The 14,037-nt window shown below is 66.1% G+C and carries 14 protein-coding genes; 8 read left to right on the forward strand and 6 right to left on the reverse strand.

Translation table 11 applies throughout. The annotated features are described in order from the left end of the window. From OG885_RS00005 to OG885_RS00015, 3 genes are all read left to right on the forward strand, one after another. Positions 1-188 (forward strand): hypothetical protein (locus tag OG885_RS00005; protein ID WP_405724191.1); only part of this gene is annotated, 188 nt, incomplete at its 5' end. Positions 189-333: 145 nt separating this feature from the next. Then, on the forward strand, positions 334-1,917 hold the full coding sequence (locus OG885_RS00010) for a Mu transposase C-terminal domain-containing protein (protein ID WP_405724193.1): 1,584 nt from the start codon (positions 334-336) through the stop codon (positions 1,915-1,917). Further along, the gene (locus OG885_RS00015) at positions 1,907-2,683 is read left to right on the forward strand and encodes an ATP-binding protein (RefSeq protein WP_331728792.1); all 777 of its coding nucleotides are present in this window, start codon (positions 1,907-1,909) and stop codon (positions 2,681-2,683) included. The genes OG885_RS00010 and OG885_RS00015 overlap by 11 nt, the downstream gene beginning before the upstream one ends. A gap of 44 nt (positions 2,684-2,727) precedes the next feature. On the opposite strand, the gene OG885_RS00020 is transcribed toward OG885_RS00015, so the two are convergent. Next, a complete protein-coding gene (locus OG885_RS00020; protein WP_331729501.1) occupies positions 2,728-2,943 on the reverse strand; it encodes a hypothetical protein in 216 nt (71 codons plus the stop codon). Positions 2,944-2,961: 18 nt separating this feature from the next. Here OG885_RS00020 and OG885_RS00025 point away from each other — a divergent pair, with 18 nt between their 5' ends. The 5 genes from OG885_RS00025 to OG885_RS00045 all read left to right on the forward strand — a co-directional run bounded on the left by OG885_RS00025 (position 2,962) and on the right by OG885_RS00045 (position 8,704). Next, positions 2,962-3,642, forward strand: a complete 681-nt coding sequence (locus tag OG885_RS00025) for a hypothetical protein (RefSeq protein ID WP_405724196.1) — start codon at positions 2,962-2,964, stop codon at positions 3,640-3,642. A 771-nt stretch (positions 3,643-4,413) separates the two neighbouring features. Then, on the forward strand, positions 4,414-4,857 hold the full coding sequence (locus OG885_RS00030; RefSeq protein WP_405724198.1) for a hypothetical protein: 444 nt from the start codon (positions 4,414-4,416) through the stop codon (positions 4,855-4,857). A gap of 2,071 nt (positions 4,858-6,928) precedes the next feature. Continuing rightward, positions 6,929-7,453, forward strand: coding sequence for a replication-relaxation family protein (locus tag OG885_RS00035; RefSeq protein WP_405724200.1), 525 nt, complete (start codon positions 6,929-6,931; stop codon positions 7,451-7,453). A 33-nt stretch (positions 7,454-7,486) separates the two neighbouring features. Beyond that, positions 7,487-7,855 carry a hypothetical protein gene (locus OG885_RS00040; protein WP_405724202.1) on the forward strand — a complete coding sequence of 123 codons (369 nt, stop codon included), beginning with the start codon at positions 7,487-7,489 and terminating at the stop codon, positions 7,853-7,855. 135 nt (positions 7,856-7,990) lie between these two features. Further along, on the forward strand, positions 7,991-8,704 hold the full coding sequence (locus tag OG885_RS00045; protein ID WP_405724204.1) for a hypothetical protein: 714 nt from the start codon (positions 7,991-7,993) through the stop codon (positions 8,702-8,704). A gap of 372 nt (positions 8,705-9,076) precedes the next feature. Here OG885_RS00045 and OG885_RS00050 read toward each other — a convergent pair whose 3' ends face one another. From OG885_RS00050 to OG885_RS00070, 5 genes are all read right to left on the reverse strand, one after another. After that, on the reverse strand, positions 9,077-9,694 hold the full coding sequence (locus OG885_RS00050) for a hypothetical protein (RefSeq protein WP_405724206.1): 618 nt from the start codon (positions 9,692-9,694) through the stop codon (positions 9,077-9,079). 423 nt (positions 9,695-10,117) lie between these two features. Further along, positions 10,118-10,711 carry a CAP domain-containing protein gene (locus tag OG885_RS00055; protein WP_405724208.1) on the reverse strand — a complete coding sequence of 198 codons (594 nt, stop codon included), beginning with the start codon at positions 10,709-10,711 and terminating at the stop codon, positions 10,118-10,120. A gap of 126 nt (positions 10,712-10,837) precedes the next feature. Next, on the reverse strand, positions 10,838-11,899 hold the full coding sequence (locus OG885_RS00060; RefSeq protein ID WP_405724210.1) for a hypothetical protein: 1,062 nt from the start codon (positions 11,897-11,899) through the stop codon (positions 10,838-10,840). Positions 11,900-12,309: 410 nt separating this feature from the next. Further along, complete coding sequence (locus OG885_RS00065; protein ID WP_405742497.1) at positions 12,310-12,504, reverse strand: helix-turn-helix domain-containing protein; 195 nt, start codon at positions 12,502-12,504, stop codon at positions 12,310-12,312. Between the two features lie 257 nt (positions 12,505-12,761). Continuing rightward, complete coding sequence (locus OG885_RS00070) at positions 12,762-13,187, reverse strand: RNA polymerase sigma factor (protein WP_405724211.1); 426 nt, start codon at positions 13,185-13,187, stop codon at positions 12,762-12,764. Positions 13,188-14,037 lie beyond the last annotated feature (850 nt).

Below are 14,037 nucleotides of genomic sequence, written 5' to 3' on the forward strand. Positions count from 1 at the left end.
CGAAGCCGCTACGCGGCTTCCCCCTGCGGGCGCTCCGCGCCCGCCTCCCCGGCGGCTCCGCCGGACCGGACCACTCCGTGGCCCGGAAGCCGAATCGCTCCGCGATCCGGCACCGGAGTCCGCTCCGCGAACTCCGGAAGAAGCAGCAACTAGGGGTCAGCGGTGGGAAGTTGACGTCTCGTCACTAAATGCTGACACAGCATCAGATCTGGGTCCGGGGTCGGGGATTCTCGATCATTCCTCTGTGGGCGCTGCTAGCAGATGTATCTACCTACTGTCATCGCGATGCCGAAGCCCGTCAGAACTCTGCCAACGGTGTGAGAGTACTGATGCATGGCCGAAGACAGATCAGATGCACGGCAGCGCGTGGGAAGGGTGCCGGCCGAGGTGGGCCGGACCGCCGCGGTGCAGCGCCTGATCGACCTCGATGACCGCGATGAACTGACGTCTGCTCATGTCCGCCTGGTGGCGCAGGCGTTGGGGCGTTCCGAACGGACGGTGTGGCGGTGGCTGTTCGCCGCGCGAGAGGAAGGCCGCTACGGCCGCGTTTCTGCGGCGCGGTTCACGGTGACACCGGAAGTGCGCACGCTGCTGGCCCTGTGGGGCGGCAACGCTTCCCGCGTTCACGCCGAGTTGGTCGAGCGGGCTCGCTTGGATCCTGCCAGCGGGCCGGTGCCGTCGTTGGCGACCCTGCACCGGGCGATCCGCCGGGACCTGACGGCGGGTGAGCGGGCCGGGCTGCGCCAGGGTGAAGCAGGTCGGCGGGTGCACGACGTCTTCGCTAGACGGCCGCCCGTCCACCGCAACGCTGTCTGGGAAGGCGACCACAAGCGGGTTCCCGTTGAGGTCGATGTCGAAGGGGAGCTGGTCTGTCCCTGGGTGACGTGGTTCATCGACTGTGCGACCAGGGTGGTTGTCGGTGTTGCGGTCACTCCTCATGCGCCCAGCCGGGACGCGGTGCTGGCTTCGTTGCGGTGCGCGATCGACCGGCGTGAGCCCTACGGTCCGGCCGGAGGGCTCCCTGGTGCCATCCGGGTCGACCGAGGCAAGGAATTCCTGTGCCGCACCGTGACTGCCGCCATGGGTGGCTTCGCCGTCGCAGTAGTGGATCTGCCCCCGTACACGCCGCATCTGAAAGGCACCGTCGAGGCGCTCAACGACGCAGCCGAGGAGATGCACTTCGTCCTCCTGCCCCGCTACCTGCACCGGCAGAAACTCACTGGGGGCAAGAGCGCTGACCCGGACGCGCCGGCTCTCGCCTTCGAGGCCTTCGTGGCCGGGCTGCTGGGCTGGGTGAACTGGTGGAACAGCCAGCACCGGCCTGCCGGCCTGGAGGGCAGGACCCCGTTGGAAGCGTGGATGGCCGATGCCACCCCGCTGGCTGAGGCTCCGTCCGAGCGGCTGGCTCACTTCTCGCTCGAAAGCGATGGACGGGAGCGGACCATCACCAGTCACGGCATCAGGTGGCACCGCCGCGACTACATCGCCGACTGGATGGTCGGCCGGACCGGCACGCGCGTCTCCATCCGGCACTTGCCTCACCATGACGACGTCATCGAGGTCTTCGCTGCCGACGGCACGCATCTGGGCAGCGCGTACCTGGCCGAGGCCGCCACGGCGGAGCAGGTCCGTGCGCTCAGAGCCGCCCGCACGGCATCGGCCCGCCGCCTGCGGGCTGATCTCAAAGCCGCTGAGAAACTGCGCCGGGAGCGGTTCAAGGCGCAGACCGTTGCCGGCCCGGCCGAACGCAGCCGTACCCCGGCCCGCGGTGAGGCAGCCGGAGAATTGGAGGGCGGGGCGCGACGGGACAGGCGCCAGTTGGCCCGGCCGGGTCTGATTCCCCACGGCCCGGCGCCGGAGCACTGGGTGCAGCTGGTGGATCCCAAGCAGCAGGACGGATGGCGCGATGAGGACTGACCTGGCTTACGGACGCCTGCCTGACGAGCGCGAGGACCACTTCCTCGGCCTGGAGGCAGCGCACCTGGTGGGGACCGAGGCGTTGCTGACCACTCGGGACAACATCGAGGCGGTCATCGAGGCCAAGGCGATGATGTGCGCCTATGGGCCGGCCGGATACGGCAAGACCATGGCCGTGAACTCCGCGCTGCGGGCCTTGGCGCCTGACATCACCTACCGTCTGGAACTGCGGTCCGGTCCCACTCCGCGTGACATCCGCCACGGACTGTTCAAGGCTCTGCGCCTGCCTGGTGAGCCGCCCAAGCGTCCGATCGAGTTCGACGCGCTCCTGAAGAACGTCCTCGCCGAGCAGTTCCGGGTCCTGGTCTGCGACGAGGCCCAGTGGATGAGCCGCACCGGGTTCGAGTTCTGGCGTCATCTGTGGGATGACCGGCACACGGACATCGCGGTCGTCTTCGCCGGTGGCGACAGTTGCTATCGGGTGCTGCGGCGTGAGCCGATGCTCGCCTCACGGATGTACATCTGGCAGGAGTTCGACCGCATCCCCAAGCCGGAGGTAGGGCAGGTCATCGCGGCTTTCCATCCGGTGTGGGCCACAGCTGAACCGGGGTTGATCGATGCGGTCGACGCCGAAGCCGCGCACGGCAGCTTCCGCAACTGGGCCAACATCACCCACCACCTCGTGGCAGGGATGAGGAAGACCGGCGCGGACACGGTCACCGAAGCCCTGGTCCACTGGGTCTACAGCAAGATCGGCGGCATGTAGCAGTGAAGCCAGGCAGTCGGCACAGGACAGACCCGGGCGCAGCATCACGTCATGCGGTACGAGCAGCATTCACCGTCCTCCTCGACACCGGCGATGACCCAGCCTTCACTCAGGCCGCACTCGCAGCGCACCGGCTTGGCGCGGGACGCCTGGTCGTCCACCCCACCCCGGCAGCCTCCCACCCGCCCGGCCTGGCCCAGGACGTCCTGGCCGCGCTCGGTAAAACCCTCCCCCGCCACCAGGCCGACGTCCCCCGACACCGCGCGGCATGGGCCGACATGGTCCGCCCCGCTTGGACCGCGGCCGCCAGCTGGATCCACGCACAGCGCATCGGCCACCTCATCCTCCTACGCGCCCACACCCAGACCCCCGCACGCTGGATGCAGCTGACCCGCCTCCAGCGGTGCACCGGGATCCACCTCACCCTCGTCTGGCACGACACCCCCGAGAGGCTCAACGACCGGGCACAGGCATGGCGGGAGGCGTCCTGGGCCCTCATCAGCGAGCAGGAAGCCGCCCAGCAGCGGCTACGCCGTTGCGGACAGCGGCCCGCCCTCGCCCAACACGGCCCGAACACCGCAGACACAGAGCCCGCAGCCCACGCCGTCGGGTGGCTGCAACAAGTCGGCCATCCACTGCACGCAGGGCTCCTCGCCGCCCAGCTCGCCTGCGGCCAGCCCACACCCCAGCAACTCGCGCGTGTCCGCCTCACCGACCTCGCCCCGGACGCGACCGCCCTGGCCCTGCCCCACCCCGGCCGCTACCGCTCCCCGACCGGACCTGGCACCCCATACCCGTATGGGCGCGCTCCGCACTCATCGCAGCCCGCGCCTGGCAACACCACAGCGGACACCCCTACAGCAGTCGGCGCTTGTTCCAGCACACCAACTTCCACCACCACAACCAGCTCTACGACCTCGCAGCCACCGCCGGCATCCACCCCGCCATCACACGGCTGACCGGCGACCCCGCCTGGCCCGCACCCCACGAGAACAGCAGACAACGCTCCTTGCGGCCACAGCGTGATAGCGATCGGCAACCAGCCGACCAGCACACTCTGCACAAGCTGTCAGCACAGCCTCAGCAGCTTCTGTCAGCCCTCATCAGGCACTGACCAGCACAAACAACCGGGTCTGCCACTGACACCCCAGCAACAAAACCCCACCGACAAAACACCACACAACACCACTCCGCAAGGGCGTTGATGGATCGTCACTCCGTGACGATGACCGGATCACTCCGTGATCCGGTCATCTGACCTTCGGTCAGATTCGTTCTGTGGCGGCCTGCTCCGCAGTCCGCCACAGAACCTGACGCCCCCTCCGGGCGCGTCAGAGGCACCTACAGGGACGGCCTGTCCCCCCTGCTCTCGGGGATACGCGTTTCCGGCCATCTTGAATGTGTGTCAGTTTGGCTCAATCGATTGATTCTGGCCTGATTCACTACCCCTGCCGCCGCTGCGTAGCGCAATGTAGCGAACTCCCTTGGGTTTTATAGGCGTTGGAAACATTCTGCTTATTGGGTGATCGATAGGCCATGGCTGGTTTTCCAGGAATATCTCAACTCTCTATTCTCTGAGGCCTGTTCGGAAAATACAATTGGGCTACCCGGTAAGGCGGCAACCTCACTGGGCGTACATTCCCGAAAAAGGAAACGAAGGGTAGTGCAATGGCGAAGTTGAAGCCGATTTCTCCGGCGCGGATCGCGGAGGCCCGTGAGGAGGCTATGCGGTGCTAGCCCGTCTGATGGGCCGTCTGACGCTGGGCGAGCACGTGGTGCGGCTGGGCGTGACCATGGACGGCGAGGAGAAGCCCTTGGCGGCGGCGCTCCGTATCACCGTGGAGGGTGACGGCGGCCTGGACGATCTCGTGGGCGCCGAGGAGAAGTACCTGGACAACATGGCGTTCTTGCTGATGGTGGGGCTGGCGCAGCCGTTGTCGTACGGCACGTTGTACCTGCGCTCCCCTGCGCCGGAGGCGGAGGGTGCGGCGTATGTCATCCGGGCCTGGCACTTGGCCTACTGCATGCTCAGCGAGTGCACCGCGTCGGAGGCGGCCGAGTTGATCGGTGAGCGTGAACCGGCGGTGTTCGTGGACGCGTTCGGGCTGCACGGCAGCGACGAGGACGACGAGGGTGAGTCGGTCTATCCGCCGGTGGCCTACACCGTCCTGTAGCTGCCCCGTGAACCGCCGGACGCGGGACAGGGTGGGTGGGGGCGCCGGTTGAGGACCCCGGCACCCCCACCCGCGTTCGACGCGGAGCGTCGTAGAGAAGCGAGGTAGGGGCGGTCCGCATCAGCGGGCCGCCCCTGCTTCGTGCATCGCGTAGCGATGCCACTGCCGATCCTGTCCGGGCGCGGAGCAGCCCGGGTATCCGCCGCGTAGCGGCGGCGCGACGCGTCTGCGGAGCAGACCGCGCGCAAAGAATTCAGGGAAGTCAGGGCAGGAAATAGGTGGCGCCGCGCCTCTTTTCAGGTGCTCCGTATTCTGCTGCGCCACCACGCCTTATTTGTGGATGGGATTGCCTGCTGGCGGGGAACGGCAGATCCGGTGGGTCGGCAAACCCGTCTATCGTAGGTGATGGCTTGCCGTTTGAGGGAGGCTGTGCGCTCGTTTGGTCGCGCGCTGTTGTCGGAAGCGGTGTCGGCGGGCTGGTGCCGGCTCGCTTGTGTGGGGATGTGTCGGGTTGGCTGCGGGAACGGGTTCGGGCTTAGCTTCTGTGGTCGGGGGATGCTGGTTGCGGCTCCTTTGCGGATGTCGACCGGGCGGTGCGCTTGAGCCGGGTCTGGCTCCGCACGGTCGGGGAAACCTGCTCGCCGCCAAATCGGCATGCCCAACGGAGCTGTTCGGTGTGATCATGCTGTGCGTCGACAGAGCGGGGAGAGCGTATGGCCGGCCTGACCGTGACGGTGTGTCTGCCGCCCGGGGTCGCGGACGATATTGAGGGGGCGCTCGGCGCTGCTCTCGCGCCGTTCGATCTGAACGGTGACAACCCCCCGGGTCGCGGTATGTGGGATTCACGTCGCGTCCTGGGTGGCAGCGACGGTCGGGGGTTCGCGGTCGTGCGCGGATACGAGGATGATCCCCGGCTGGTCCATGACGAGCCTCGATACGACGGCACTCCTGCTCTAAGCGCTCCGGGAGTCTGTGCCGGTGGACCGCGTGCCCTGCTCGACTTCTCGCGGCCTCAAGCCGCTTCCCAGCGAGCGCCAGCTGCGTCCTGGGACCTGTGGCAACGCTTGTCCGGGATACATCCTCCAGCGCTGCCCCTCGAGTCTTCGTGGAGCGTTGGCGAAAGGATCCCCATGCGTTCCCGGGCGGCCCGTGGGCCGACGGAATGGTCGCCGCCTACCGGGCCCAGCCACTGATCAAGGCATACCTCGATCACCCCTGGAGTCTCGGCTTGGGGTTTCCGGGCGCCCCGTTCCATACGGAGCATCCCGTCATCGGCTTCTCCCGCAGTCGTGCTGACTACATCCGTGAGTTCTCCTGGAAACGTCCGCCGGACACTGACGTACTCACCGTGGACGGCTGGTGGCTTGAGGGCGACGGAAGAAGTGCTGTTCACGCGTCCTGCGACCCGCAATCGTGTCCTCACGATCCCCCAGGACCCGCTGTATGGCCCGGCAGCGAGGCCTACCTGTCGCAACTGCCCGGCGCCACGATTGTGGTACGGGTGCACTGCCACTGCTGACGCCTCCACACGGTTGGGCCAGAGCCACTATTTCGCGCGCGGTAGCTGTCGGGTGGGGCGGCCGACCCGGGGTAGCGCGCCGGCTGGAAGGTCGGCGGGCTGCTCCCTGCCGCCTGGCCCGGACTGCGGGCCGGCTGTGTCCGGCCATGGCGCGGAGGCCCCGGCCGATGCGCAACGAGAAAAAGGGGACGGCGCGCCGATCCCCCGAGGCACGCCCCACCCGTCCCCGCCCTTTCCTTCTCCTTATCTTTTTTGCTTGTGGGGGCGTGGGGGGTGTGCAGAGGGGGATGTCGGGCTGCAGGCCATGCCTGGTCAGGTGTGGTGAGCTGCGGACACTCCATCAGACGGCGTTGAGGTGCGGGCTGTTGTGGGTGGGGTCTTCGGCGGGGTTAACGGCCGGGTTATGGGGCTGGTTGTGGGCGGGGTTATCGCATCGTGACGCTGGTCAGGCCCTCGTGGTCACCGTTGTGGTCAGGGGCAGCTGATGTCGTGGGTGGTGGGCACGGCGCCAGACAAAGTCGGTGTCGGCATCTATGGAGGGGCTCGCTGACGATGGATACGGATCCGGGTGCGGGTGCGGGTGTGAATGCGGGTGGCGGGGACCGGCTCGCGGTGGCGGTGCTGGCGCAGTACCGGATGGCGACCACCGAGCAGATGCACCGGCTGCTCGCACCCGAGGTGCGCATCGAGCAGACCCGGCGCAGGCTGGCCAAACTGCGCGCGGAAGGCCTCGTCGACCGGATCACGTTGCCGCAGGTGGGTCGGACCCGGGTGTGGTTCACTACCGACTACGGGGCCGAAGTCGCAGCTGAATGGCCCGAGTTACGCGGGTGGCGGCCCGCCTGGCTGGGCGCGGACCCTACCGCTGTGCGGCTGCGGGCCGGACACGGCCTGACCGTGACCGAGACCGGGCTCGCGTTCGTTGCGGATGCCCGCCGGTGTGGGGATGTGTGCCGGCCGTTGGACTGGCTCCCCGAAGTCCACCACCCGCTGGGTAGCGGAGAGGCCGTCATCCCGGACGCGCTGCTCTACTACCGGCGCCGTCTCGATGAGGGCGACAGTGAGGGTGAGGGGTGATGCTGCGGGCGCGTCGAAGTCGACCGCGCCACCATGGGGCCCGAGCGGCTCGCCGCGAAAATCCGCGCCTACGAACGGCTGTTCACCTACGTGCCGGTGACCGCCGGCCGGGCCCGCGCCCCGATGCGCGAAACACTGGCGGAAGAGGACTGGTGGCGCCGCTACCCGATCTTCCCGCGGCTGCTGTTCGTCCTGGACGGCACCGGCCCCACCGGTGTGGCCAACCGCCTCACCGCTCTGACCGCGAGTGCACGACTGACCGGGCCCGTCTTCCGCGCCAGCGTGCCCATCTACACCGCCTCCCTCACCGACCTCCTACACGACGGGCCCTCCGCACCCGTCTGGCAGCCTGCCACCACACCCCAGCAGCGCGTCAGGTGGACGGACTCGCAAAGCGACTGACCAGCTGGCGCTAGAAGTGTGTCGTCCGCTTTCCGATCGCCTGCGGTCCCGCATTCTGTCTCGGCTTGAGGGGTAAACACGAAGCGCCATGTGCCTGACCGCAGGCATTGTGCAGGCACGATGGGGGTGGGGTGCATGCGACCGGTGGTCAATCTGCAATCCCTTGAACAGAAGTTGCTGTTGCTAGCTCTTCTGTTCGTGATTGGCGGGTCGATTGTCGCAAACCTCTTCGCATGGGACGTGAAGTGGCAAATACCGCTCATCTATGCAGTGCTCTATGTCCTGTTGTCAGTCGTTGTTGAGGTCCGTGATCGGCAGGCCCCAACAGCTTCCACGCACTATCGCACCAGTGACGAATTCTTCCTGTCGTTTGCCCGTTTTGTGCGCACTGCCGAGCGTCACGTCTACACAAGCTACGTGCGCAACACACCGCCGCCGAGTTTCCAATCCCCTGCTGCACAGCAGTACTTCAGGGCTGCGGCCGACTGGACTCGTCGCAACCCCGGCGCCTCATTCCACCGCATCATTGGTGTCCCTGACCAGGAGCCCGGACGGAGCGAGATGCGTCTGTGGTTGCGAGAGCACTACGAGGAGATGCGCGATCTTGGCAACTACCACGCCCGCGTGGTGACCACCAACAGCGGTGTCGACGCGGTCAATATGGCGATCATTGACGACACGGCGGTCCTGTTGCTCCTGACTGCGGATGGATCTTTCATGAGCGGACACAGCCTGGAGACGGCTGAAGCCGTCAATTCCTTTCGGGACTATTACAGGTCATGGTGGGCGTCAGCGGAGCCACTGGAAAACTACGCACAGCGCACCGGCCTGATGGCTCCCGGCCCCTGAGCTTCACCGAGCCGGGGCCAGAGCTGCTTTCAAAAGGGCGTTATCGTACCGTCGTGGCGCTTCACTCGCCGTCCACTTCGGGGAGGGGCTCCTCCGCGCCTGCGTGGTGGCCCATCACACTCTCGGACACGCGGGTCAGCTGGACCCAAACGCAGGTACCTGACCGCCGAGGGTGCCGTCGATCCCGCCTGTGGCGTTCACGGACCAGGTAACGGTGGGCCTCCAGCTCCTTCAGCCCGGTGCGTACCGCGTCCCGGCCGTCCAGAAGGCGCCTAGATCGGTCAGGGGCCGTTCATGTGAGTGTTGACCGTCAAGGACTGCTGTTCCCCTTTGTTTCCCGGCCGAACGGGCACAGGTGGGGCACGGACTCACTCATTCGTCATCCGAACCTTCGAGCCCGAGACGGTCCGGCGTTTCGATGAGCGCCGCCTGCCTCTGGGCATCGGGCTCCCGGCTGGCTACCTCGCGGATCATCCGAGCAAGCCTGTGCCGATCATCGGCGGAGAGTTGGTTGAGAGTGGACGCGACGTCTTCGAGCCACGGCACGCAGACATCCGGATCAACGTCGTCGTCGCTCAAGTCGATGGAGACCATGAGGTTCGCCAGGGCATCAGCGAGAGCGATCAACAACGGGTCCGCCGTCGGCCGCCGAGAGGACTCCGGCAGTACCTCACTTACTGCGGCGATGAACTCAGCCTGGGTGTCACGCTGGAACCACGTGTACACAATCGCTTGAGGGTTGCCTCCAACTTTGGTCTTCGGAGGGTCGGTCCAGAAGTCCAGATGCGCCGGGTCCGGGTCCGTGGCGAGGTAGACCCAGCCGTTGAGCCAGCGTGTGGGTGGCTTCGATATGACCTTGACGAGTTGAGTGAAAGGAATGACGCTGCTCTTCGCACCGCCAACCCTCGCGCTCAGCGCTCGCTCGATCTCGACTCGATCGGAATAGACCACGGCTTTGCCGTTAAAGCCCCTGAAGGTCCGCAGCGTCAACACTCCTCCTAAGTGAGAGTGGACTGCGATGAACCTGGGCACCGCTCGGCCACACCGACAGCATGCACGCTGTGCAGTTTGGCTGGTAGGCCTCAGTTCGGAAGATCGCATATGTGGATGAAGCCTGCTGGCTTGCCTCGTCCTCGACCCACCGCTCACCCCGAAGCCCATCCCGTCTGCCGTCGGCCCACACACCGTGGAGCGGGCGTGGTTCCTGGCGTCCAGGTGGAGCGCGCCACTGTACGAACGACCTGGACGCCAGGGGCCGCGTCTGCTCGGCTCTGCCTGGGTCGACGGCGGACGGGGTGGGAGCACCACGCGCGAGCATTGGGGCGCCGGGTCGCATCTCCTTCTACGGCTGCCCCCTGCGATTGGCAGGGGGCAGTAGAGCGAGCACGTTAGCAGCGTGCGACCTGAGCGGTGTCACCCCAGGGAGGCGGAGTCTTCACAGACCGCATCGCGCTGGCCCAGCCTGCGGTGATAGCCGAGAAGGATGACGTCCGTGTACATGTTGTCCTCGCCCATGCCGAAGGCGACAATGTCCTGGCTCATCAGAGCCTTGTAGAAGGTGTTGGCCGGGGTGTTGTCGGTGGCCATGTCCGCGAAGTACCCGTTGTTCTTGTATCCGTAGAACATGAACTCCTGGATGACGCGGGAGTAGATGCTGGCGTCGTTCAGGCGGTCCCGCAGGGTGCGGCCGTCGCTGCCGACCGAGGTCAGCTTGTTCATCTGGAACATGTCGGCCGCGTGTGCGTTGGCGACGGTGGAGGCCCGGTCGACGATCGTCAACGCGGGGACGCCGTTGACCGCGCGTTCCTTGTTGATCTCGCACACGATCCAGTCGACGTCCGGGAAGTCAGAAGACTTCTTCACGGCGGTGATCGACGACTGGGTGGCAGATGCGACGGGTGCGGCCCCCGCCGGCACCGGGACCGCCGTCAGCACGGCGCACGCCAGCAAGGTGACGATGCCACGGCGCACACCATGCCGGGGAGCAGGAGACAGGGAAAGGATCATGCCTGCTCAACGCACATCCATCCGGACGGTTGCGGGGGCGTAGCCCATCAGGGCTGCCGTCGTCCACACGGACTGAACCTTGAGTGACGCAAGTCTGCGTGTCGTCGAAAGGAGGTGCCGAGCAACTCAGCGGGCAGCCTTCTTCTGTAGGGCCCATACGTAGTGCCATTTGCCGTGTGTGCGTTTGAGTCTGGTGTCAGCGAAGGCCTGAATGGTCGGCCACAGGCCAGTGGCACCGGCCGCGAGCGTCGAGCTGACACCGAGCGCACCCTGTAGAGCCTCAGGGCGGACTGCGGCAAGGACGGCGCTCGTAGTACCTAGTACAGCGCCAGCGCTGCTGAGGGCCCGGGACCGGGCCGCGCTGCTCATCTGCGCGGTAGCAGCATTAACCTCGTCACGGATGGAGAGCGCGATCCGTTCCAGGGCCACCTGGGAATCCACCGCTTCGAGCGCGTCGTCGAGTTCGAGGAGCCGGGAACGCATGAAGTCGCGATACAGGCGATAGGAATCGAACTCTTCCCTGGTGACCTGAGCGAAGTCGGTGAGGCTGAGACCGTCGATGAAGGGCAGATCGATCTCCAGGACCGGTCGAACCACACGGCTGGCAAGGGGCTTGGTTCCCGCCAGATCTACAGCTCGGCCATGCGACACCACGAAGTCGATGGACCGGTCACTGAACGAGGGCAGAGGCCCCGGTCTGCTGTCATTGCTGCCGTCGTCGCTATGCCTCAACCCCGAGCGTCCTCGCGTGTAGACCGGCAAGTACCAGGCAAGCCCGCTCCGCAGGAGGGGTTCAGCGTCCAGGAGCCACCGTCCCACCTGGGCAAGATCGCTGGTCACCATTCCGTAGTGATATGTCTCCGTGACGGATGGCAGGATCTCCTCTTCTCCGTACGTCCCCATGACGCTGCCGCCACCAGAGTCGCGAGAGTACTGCCCGATTTCGTGTACCGATCCGATGCCGTGGTCGGACAGCAGCATCGTGTCCGCGACCAAGGCGATCCTCTTGGTGACGTGAGTGAAGCTCCCCAACTCGGAGGACAGTCCGACGTAGTACGGGCAGGCAGCGGTGGCCTTCGCGTTCAGGAGGCGCTCGTAGTTGGGGTAGAGCGTGCGGGCGTAGAGGTGGGCGACGTCGCTGGGAGCGGCCCTTCTCCGCTCCGGAAGTGAGTCGAAGAACTCGTTCATCCGGACGGCTACAGCCCGGTTCTGGTACGCGCGACGATCCCGCCACGCTCGCCATCCACGTCGAAACATCCGCACAGCATTGCCGGTAGCCGAATCCCCCGTCCAGAAGTCGACATCCCAGCAGAGTCGATGCGAACAGGTGCCCCCTGTGCCTGCCCTGCGTGCCCGTGAGCACCTCAGCCGCTTCGACCGAGAGTGACCAATCTTCGGTGACACAGACTCGCGTCGATCAAGGTGCAATGGCACGCACTCAAGCTCCGATGACATAGGACAACGAGTGTCCACGGCACCCGATGGCAGGACCCTTCGGCACAGTCACAGGGCGGCGGACACTAAATTGCCGCGCTCATGAGGGACCCCTGTACGCCAGAGGGCGCCTCCCCGGGCGAGATCCGCCCGGGGGGCACGCATCAGGGGCGATCTATGGGTTCGGTGTGCTCGATGTCGACGTACTGGATTCGCAGGTACTCGTGCACCGCCTGCTCGGGAACGCGGAAGGACCGGCCGACGCGGATCGCGGGGAGGTGACCACTGCTGACCAGACGGTAGACCGTCATCTTGGAAACACGCATGACTGACGCGACTTCTGCGACGGTCAGGAACACCGCTTCGTTGAGCGGGCGATCCGGGTCGTCTGCGCCACGGTGCGGCCGACCTGCCGTCCTCGGGCTTTCGCGGCTCTCATCGGGCTGCGACGGTGCAGGTGCGGACGCAGTGTCGTCGGTCTCTGACGTCCAGCCGAGCAGCTCCTGCTTGCGCCGGGCCAGGCTCTCCTCATCAATGACCACGGCGGCCTCGGCCTGGTGCAACAGGTTACCGATCATGATGTCGGTGTCGATGGAGCGGCCCTGCTCGTTGTCCGTCATGCCAGCTCCCCCTCTCCCTCTTGAGACGTACCCGTCTCGACTGATTCCGCGTCAAAAATCCCGCCGACCACCGCGCGCAATGCCTCCCGGGTCTTTGCCCCGTGCTTGCGGACACCTGAGGGCTGAATATCCAATAGGTCCGCGATGCGCAGCTCAGACTGCTGCTCGATGAAGTACAGCAGCGCGACCTGCCTGCGCCTGGGCTGGAGTTCGCGAATCACCTGCCAGCAGCGCTCCAGATCCTCCCGGGCAATGACCGCATCGACCGGGTCGGGTCCGACGCGGGAGTACAGCCGGCCCAGTTCAGGCTGCAGGCCTTCCCCGCGGGCCTCTCGGCGCAAGCCGTCGATCCACTTGTTGCGGCACACGCTGCGCAGCCAGTTGCGACGTGCTTCCGCGTCCAGATCGGCGAGTTTTCCCACCCCTGGATAGCGGCCATGAACGTCTGCTGCACAAGATCCTCGGCTGCGGCCTGATCACCGCCGGTCCGCACCATGGCGTAGCGGGTCAAGCCGGCCGCTTCCAGATCCCATAAGGCGGACACCTGCTCCGCCTTGTCCTGACGTCGTTGCGTCACACCGTTCTCCCCCTGATCCGCTTCTGATGGAACGCCGACATACACCTGCATGGCGGGCCCCCGCGGCCTCGTTCCTGGACGACCACCGTGCCGTGCGGGGCTTTCTGTACCAACGCGATCAGGGTGGTCCTGCGCTTCCATTCCGCCAGGAACGCGGCAGCACCCGCAAGAGCGGCAAGCAGACACACCGTCAGCCAGAACCCGGGCCGGCCGACGAGCGGCCCGAGCCATCCTGTTCCGTACCCCAAAAGGCTGTTCACATCATGGAGTCGAATAAACAGCCCAAAGTGCTGCCTGCGCGCATCAAGATTCTTTTCCGGACTCGCCTCTGCTCAGCTCGCCGACAGGGACCGGCTGTTGATGGCGCCGGAGAGGCTGCGGCAGTGCCTGCACGCGGGCTACGGGCGAGAACGTCGATCTTGAGAGGTAGACGTCGAGGAACTGGATCTGTAGGAGAGCAGGTGCATGTTCAGGAACCAGGCGCTGCATCGTCCGATCCTGGCGCTCTGTCGGCGCGTAGGGCCTTCGCGGTCAGTTCGCAGGCCCTGGCCACATGCTCGCGAAAGGGAGCGACCCTCGGGTTGGTCAGACCAGGTGACGCTCGCCGAAGGCCCTGATGGCTGCCTTGACCTCGTCGCTGCCCTGCTCGTATGCCTCGTGCAGAGTGATCATGGGCCGCTCCCGGAGGATCCGGG

The organism is Streptomyces sp. NBC_00028, assembly GCF_045041065.1.
Lineage (GTDB): Bacteria > Actinomycetota > Actinomycetes > Streptomycetales > Streptomycetaceae > Streptomyces.